This is a genomic window from Methanosaeta sp. UBA356, from assembly GCF_002496465.1.
GTDB classification, from domain to species: Archaea; Halobacteriota; Methanosarcinia; order Methanotrichales; family Methanotrichaceae; genus Methanothrix; species Methanothrix soehngenii.
This window is the reverse complement of sequence record NZ_DAKC01000073.1, coordinates 1-6816: the sequence shown is the minus strand read 5'-3', so window position 1 is coordinate 6816 and position 6816 is coordinate 1. Positions and strand designations below refer to the sequence as shown.

Genomic DNA, 6816 nt, shown 5'->3' with positions numbered 1-6816 from the left:
TATTTTGCGTCAACAACTAAGCGAAACTGGCAATGCCATCTCAAGCTGAGGAGATTTCTCGACCAAGCTAGCTAGATAATGAGCCTGGTCGATATTCTGTTGGATGAGGCGTCCATATTTCTCTGTGCCTTGTTCCTTAATAGTCATCCATGCCTTGAGAGCTTGAAAGCCGCGCGACAGTTCAAAACCGTAGTCAGAGAGCCAGGGCACGTCGATACCTGTCAATCCGCGCTCTCCTTCACCGTGTGCGAGATACGTCGGTGTCAGTGAGAACGTGCGACGGTGTTCATCGGCGTCTCTAATAAACACGCAGCCGATAGGATACGACAGGTACATCCATTTATGGAGATCGAACGCCAGAGAGTCAGCTCTTTCTATGCCGGCGACAAGGTGTTTCGACCTCGGTGCTATGGCCGCCCATGCACCGAATGCACCGTCGACATGCAGCCACAAACCCTCCTTACTGCATATTTCTGCAAGAGCCTCAAGATCGTCAATGGCTCCGGTGTTGGTAGTTCCAGCGACTCCAACAACACAAATTGGATGGTACCCACCCTCGCGATCGGTCTTGATTGCTTCCTTTAAGGATTCCAGGTCGATTTGCATGGATTCGTTTACAGGTACGCGGCGGAGCGCTCTGCTTCCAAAGCCGAGCAGCTCAACAGCTTTCTGGATCGATGAGTGAGCTTCTTCTGAGCAGTAGAGAGTCATTAGCTGCGGTGCAGCCCGCATGCCCTTGCTTCGCAGGTCAAACTGGGCTTTAGCATTTCGAGCTACTGCTAATCCGATGAGGTTCGAAGCGGAGCATCCACTTGTAATAAGGCCGCTGGCAGTGGCAGGGTAGCCAAGCATAGTCTTGCACCAGTCTAGAACCTGCATCTCCACGTAGTTGTTGCTGAGGTAGGAAAAGGAGCCACTAACGGCATCAGTTGCAGCCGATATCAGCTCCGCAAACATCCCCATCACGGTTCCGGTTCCAGCTACCCAGCCCCAAAAACGCGGATGGTTGTTGCCGATCTGGTAAGGCAGTATGTACCGGGTGAACTCCTGATAGATCTCTTCTGGTGTTTGGGGGATAACGGGGGGAGATCCCGCAAAATGTGCCTTTACATCAACCGGCGCATGTTGCCAGGCTGGTCGGTCCCGCAGCGTCTCCAGATAGTCCATCATGTCGTCTAGAATTCGGTGGCCTAACATGCGCATGGATTCCCAGTCCTCAGGGTCAAGAGATTCTTCTGCCGATTTTCCTGGCATCACATCGGTCTCCTTCATGATCATATTCTCCTCCTAAGCGTATTTTCAAGGTAGTGATTTGCAGAGGGTAGAAATTACTCGCGTCTATCCCTGCTACTTCTGATAGATTCACTCCTATCATCTCATTTATTCTTGCACATAGGATTAAGGCAATGAGAACTTTTAAGATCCTGGTCTGCAACGTGGCTGATTAAGAAAGATTGGTAAACATGCCTGTAAAACCATCATACGACTCCAAATCCCTTATTCGGGCTTATAACTGCCATGTCAAAATAACGTCTACACCAAGGGATTTCTATAACGAAGTTGCCAGGCACTACAACACCCCACGCCCTTCATTTCAGCAGTTGCTCAGCTATGGGCGGCACCACTTTACAAACTATGAGCAGCTATGCAGGCAGTTGCATGATGACGGCAAGGCAGTCTCTCAACTTAGAGAGAAGGCGAATGATATCTTGCTGGCTGCCCCATGGTGGCCAAGGCGGTAAATGATGCAGTGTCATGGCATGGAGGGAGGAAGGCGGAAGAATTCTATTTAAAGACTTCATTTGGGCCGCATTTCCCGCCAGGCTATCGCCGGACCTCATAGCGCAGCCACATCACATCACCTTTGAGCTTCTCTGTCTTCATGAGTTGGAGCGAGATCGTGCCCTCTGCCCCCTGGCCAGGAGCCCCATCCGCGGCGGCCGGCAGGTCGGGGGCGCGAAAGATGCTGCTCGTCGTCTCTCCCCCTACGAGGCTGGGATAGATGAGCACGCTTACCTCATTTACCAGCCCCTGGCGGAGGAGCAGGCCGTTCAATGTGCCGCCCGCATCCGCCCGCACCACCCTTACGGCATAGCGAGAGCACAGCTCCTCCAGGGCCGTCCTCAGGTCCACATGATCCTCGCCGGTGACTATGCAGTCGATATGCCTCTGTTTGAGATATTCGAGATAATCATCGGGCGTTGACTTTGAGCACAGGGCCACAAAATGGCGCCAGTAGGGAAGAGTCCTCAGATAATGCCAGGTGCGTATGCGCCCGCGGCTGTCAGGGATGACCAGAATCGCCCTCTTGTCGCCCGGATCCATTTTAGGCGGGACAAAAGCGCTCTCATCTTCCGGCGGGGCAACGCTCGCGGCCTGGAGAAAGGTGTGAGATCCGGCAAGTGTGGCATCCTCCTTCCATATGGAAATCAGCTCGTAGTACTGTTGCAGGTCCATGGGAAAGCCGTCTATCCTGCCGTCCAGGCTGACGGCATTATGCAAAATTACACGGGGCAACATAAGATCAGCCACCCTCTTGCACACGCTGGTTTAAACCTTTTTCAGCAATCCGGAAAGGCGGGATCGCCAATCGACTTTCCGATACTTTGCTATCGCCTCGCGGCCCAGGATGAGGACCGAGAGCCAGAATGAACCCTCCGCTAAAACGACCACGGCGGCGGAGAATGCTATCTTGCCCTCAGCGGAGAACGGGGTGAGCGGCACGAGAAGCAGGAATCCGTAGAAGGCGAAGGAGAGAATGAATAGGGCCATTCCCAACCAGCGCTTCAGAATTTGAGCATCATATTTCATGGGTCCCACATCCTAGTGGCTCTGAAAGCACTTGAATTCTAGCATTAAGGATGTTGCTGGGATCGAAGAGTACAAGGCCGGAGCCGTCAGGGTGATACATCTCGTCCTGGTTTGATTCATGACGCCCTATCCCAGGCGGCGGATCGGCGTTGGGCCAGGGATATGATGGCGGGCACGGCGGGATAACCGGAAGAGGCAGAGGATCCCGACATCAGGCTGGCGGAGCTGTCTTAAGATCTGCTGAATAACGGAAGGCCGATCTCTGGCAGCCGGCTTTGCTGCCCCGGGAAATTCGTTGGCTGGATATAGAGCGGCCAAAAGACATTGGAACTGCCACATTTGAAACCTTGCGGATCTGCGAGAAGAGTTCGAATTACTCGGATGGAGGATTATCCTTCTGGAGGCAACGACCCGAGCATGCAACTAAAGGATCGCTCAACCGTTAAAGAAAAGGAGCCTCATGGTTGCAGCGCGAAAATCATCGAAAAATGTCTGAAGATCTCTTAGGGAAAGGGTAATAGATGAGCATGTCTAAAAGATGGCCACTAGGAGAACTCGTATGACTCTGAAAGTAGAAATCAAGGAAAATAAGCTCTTCATAGAAATTGACCTGGAAAAACCAACCCCATCGTCGTCCGGCAAAACCCTTGTTGTTGCAAGTACACATGGGAATATCGTTACTACCGCTAAAGTTGATGATAAGCCGATTACCCTCGGATTGAATGCCTATATTAAGCCTTGAGCAACTGCAGAGCTTCTCTTGCCATGCGGCGGGCTCAGGTCGAGGTGAAGGTGGAAAGGGTTATATTTCTCGACCATCGCTCCTCGTTTGTGAGCTTTAATAAAGGTCTCTACAAAAAAGGGAGAAGCTATTGGCTTATCGCTAAATCTAATTGCTGACGCCGTGCATCTCCAGCGGCTCCCGTTGCTCATTCACAGCCCGCATCAGATCTCAGTCTGACGGCTGGATTCCGAGGGCCCTCAGGAGCTGATAGTCATGTCTCGGTCCTCGTCGGAGCACCGCAAGGAGTTCCCGGTCAATCTGTCGTTCTCTGGAAGTTAGCAGCATTCATTGCAACCTCCTGGAGGCGCTTTGCCTCTCTTTTGTATTTCTCCGAAAGCTGGGTCTGGATGTACAGCCTTTCTTTCAGCCTGTCATTCTCTTCTCTCAGCTCTTCGATTGCTGTTGAAGAGTTATTCCTCTTCGGCCGGGTTGTATTGTCTTTCCCGGGCGGCCTCGATCACAGAAAGGAGATATTTGGAAAGGGGAGCTCCCGCGTTTTCGGCGATCTTTGATGTCTTTCTACATCAGCTGCAGAGGGGGCAATCAGTTGGATGACGCGGCCTTTATATTGTATGGGGGGCATGCATGAAAACGGTGGAGAAAACATATAGCAATTATGAAAAAAAGGGAGAGAAAAAGCTTATACCATCAGATCAATCAACACCATCGTATGCTGCTGCCCTCCCAGGGCTCTGAAATGATAGCCGCAGTGATGGCAAAGTGGTAGCGATTTGATAATAGATATGAAGAGATAAAGCGAAGAATGAGCTGCTGACGTCTGGGTTTAAAAAGAAAAATGGAAAGAATGGCTGGCATCAAAGGATTGGGATTCAAGATTTTCGTGATTTTGGCAGCCTTTGCCCTCTTGCCGCTCTTTTACGTGGGCATCGTTTCTCTCCTTGAGATGGATCAGGCATCCCGTGATGTTCAAGAGAACATAACACAACTCAGCGTATCCCTGAACCGCTCCGCTCTATTGGTGATGCCCAATGAGGCTGATCAGGTTCAGCTCGCCATTGCCAAGGCCAATCAGTATAACGAGTTCTTCGGGAGTCTGGCTCATCAGAATGAGCTGGTGGCCAGTTATGCCAGCAGCTTCTCGGAGAGCGATAGCTGCGTTCCGCCTGGCATATGGATTGCGCCAACCAGCTCAAATTTCACTCCTGGGATGAGGAATGCCACCATAAGATCCTTGTGCGTTCCTGCAAGGGTCATGCAGTCGTTGCATGAGACCGAGCCTGTGCTCACCCTCTCCTACATTGGAACAGAAGACGGGGTGCTGGTCACCTGGCCTTATAGCACTGATTCCTTGAAGAGTACTGCTCCATTCAGCTACAAGGACACGCCCAATTATGCATTGGCCAAATCCAGAAAGAAGACCATCTGGACAGGACCCTATGAGAATGATGAGGGCGACAGGATGATGACGATCACCACACCCTTCTTCCGAGAGGGCGAATTCGCGGGCATCATGGGGATGGATGTGTCAATCGAGTCCATCTTCACAGATCTCTCCATGATGAGAGGCAGAGGCTATCCATTCATTATCGACGGGACTGGCCTGATAGTAGCTCGGTCCAATAACAAGCCGGACGAGCCACTAAATATCATATTCGGCTCGGAAAACCTATCTGAGGCTGCCAGTCCTGAGGTAAGGGCAGTAGCAAAGAAGATGCTTAAAGGAAGCTCTGGATCTGCCATTGTTGCTTTGGGGAGAGATGATGGATATGTGGCATATTCGCCCATAACCACCCCTGGCTGGATCCTGGGCATTGCTTATGCCTCGGAGGAGATGAGCCTTCCCGCCCGGTTCATCGATGCCGGCATCAAGGAGGTGGCTAGCAGTGCGACCCAGGGATTGAGCGACTCCTCGCGAAGAGTAAGGGATATGGCCCTCAGTGCTTTTGCCATAACCGTCATTGCAGTGCTGGGAGCAGGATTCCTGATTGGCAGGAGGATTGAGGAGGACATCGATTCTTTAGCCCGGATGGCGGAGAAGATCTCGCGAGGAGATTTCGATGTCCGGGCGAATACCTCAGGAGAGCTGGCGGATCTGGCTTGGGCCTTCAACAGCATGGCATCAGACCTGAAGCATTACGCAGCTGCTCTGGATACAGATGCCCTCAAGCTGAGCGGCTCGGGCATGAAGACCGACTTTATCGATGAGGTAAAGCTCAGTTTAGTGTCTTCCGTTCTTCCTGAGGAGGAGGGATATGAGATCGAGGCTCTCTACAATCCCTCAAGCACGAATCGTTTCGATCTTTATGATGTCTCTAGAATGGATGATAAGATCGCCTTGGCCATGGCGGGAGTGGGAGGAGATGGGATTCAGGCGGCCATGCTCGCCATTATGTCGCGAGCTCTCATCCGCGCCTGTCCGGAAAAGATGGGGCCATCCAATACCATAAGCAAGCTCAACTCTCAGATCAGCCAGTACGGTCGGGGCACGAATCTGGCCTGCTTTTATGCCCTCCTTGATCCTTCCAATCATATCTTAGAGTATGTGAATGCCGGTTTTAATCCGCCTTTTATCGTTGATCCTGGTGGTATGGTGGATACGCTGGGTGGAGGAGGAATAGCATTGGGCATGCTAGATCGGCTGGAGTTGGAGGAGACGTGCATACCCGTTCAACCTGGGGATGTCATGGTCATATATTCTGATGGGGTTGTCGAGGCCGAGAACGAAGATGGGGAGCCTTTCGGATTGGAGAGGCTCATTAATCTGGTCATAAACAATCGCACTCTATCCGCAGAGGAGATTCTATGGATCGCAGAGAAGGAGATTCAGGGTTTCTCGGTGGGGTCAATGAATCCAGTTGATCTCGCTATGATAGTTATCAAGCGAAGATGAATTGGCGAAGGAAGCAGGCATTTAGCCTGTTTGCGGCAACTTTAAATAGCATTGTCTGAATGGGGTAGAGGCCGATGTGGTGGGTTCACTGGATCGTCATTTGGCTCCGATCATAACCGGAATGTTTGAATGGCGAAATCCTTAAATAGGAACTTCGATCACAACTCGGAGCCGAAAGAGTTCATCCTTTTGGCCTGATCCGCGAATTCACTTGAGGATTGCTCAGATGAATCTCGCAAAGGTCACAAAATATAAATAGGAGAAACTCCTTTGGCGATGGGCCAATACTGGATGCAGAACAAAGCTCGCTGAAAGGCAAGCTTTAAATAATAGAGCTGCCTACAGTAATGGGCCGCTTAGGCATCGCATC

At 51.4% G+C, this 6816-nt stretch carries 5 protein-coding genes; 2 read left to right on the top strand and 3 right to left on the bottom strand.

Features of this window, described 5'->3' with window-relative positions; translation table 11 throughout:
- Nucleotides 1-9 precede the first annotated feature (9 nt).
- The 3 genes from BP727_RS06460 to BP727_RS06450 all read right to left on the bottom strand — a co-directional run bounded on the left by BP727_RS06460 (nucleotide 10) and on the right by BP727_RS06450 (nucleotide 2811).
- A complete protein-coding gene (locus BP727_RS06460; protein ID WP_286857944.1) occupies nucleotides 10-1272 on the bottom strand; it encodes a pyridoxal phosphate-dependent decarboxylase family protein in 1263 nt (420 codons plus the stop codon).
- Between the two features lie 552 nt (nucleotides 1273-1824).
- Nucleotides 1825-2520 (bottom strand): dihydrofolate reductase family protein, encoded by a 696-nt coding sequence (locus BP727_RS06455; protein WP_013718784.1) that lies wholly within the window; start codon nucleotides 2518-2520, stop codon nucleotides 1825-1827.
- A 30-nt stretch (nucleotides 2521-2550) separates the two neighbouring features.
- Nucleotides 2551-2811, bottom strand: coding sequence for a transporter suffix domain-containing protein (locus tag BP727_RS06450; protein ID WP_273271716.1), 261 nt, complete (start codon nucleotides 2809-2811; stop codon nucleotides 2551-2553).
- A 559-nt stretch (nucleotides 2812-3370) separates the two neighbouring features.
- On the opposite strand from BP727_RS06450, the gene BP727_RS06445 reads away from it, so the two are divergent.
- Together BP727_RS06445 and BP727_RS06440 are read left to right on the top strand one after the other, a co-directional pair.
- Nucleotides 3371-3553 (top strand): hypothetical protein, encoded by a 183-nt coding sequence (locus tag BP727_RS06445; protein WP_048131868.1) that lies wholly within the window; start codon nucleotides 3371-3373, stop codon nucleotides 3551-3553.
- 865 nt (nucleotides 3554-4418) lie between these two features.
- Entirely contained in the window at nucleotides 4419-6446 is a 2028-nt protein-coding gene (locus BP727_RS06440; protein ID WP_162144994.1) for a SpoIIE family protein phosphatase, read from the top strand.
- Nucleotides 6447-6816 lie beyond the last annotated feature (370 nt).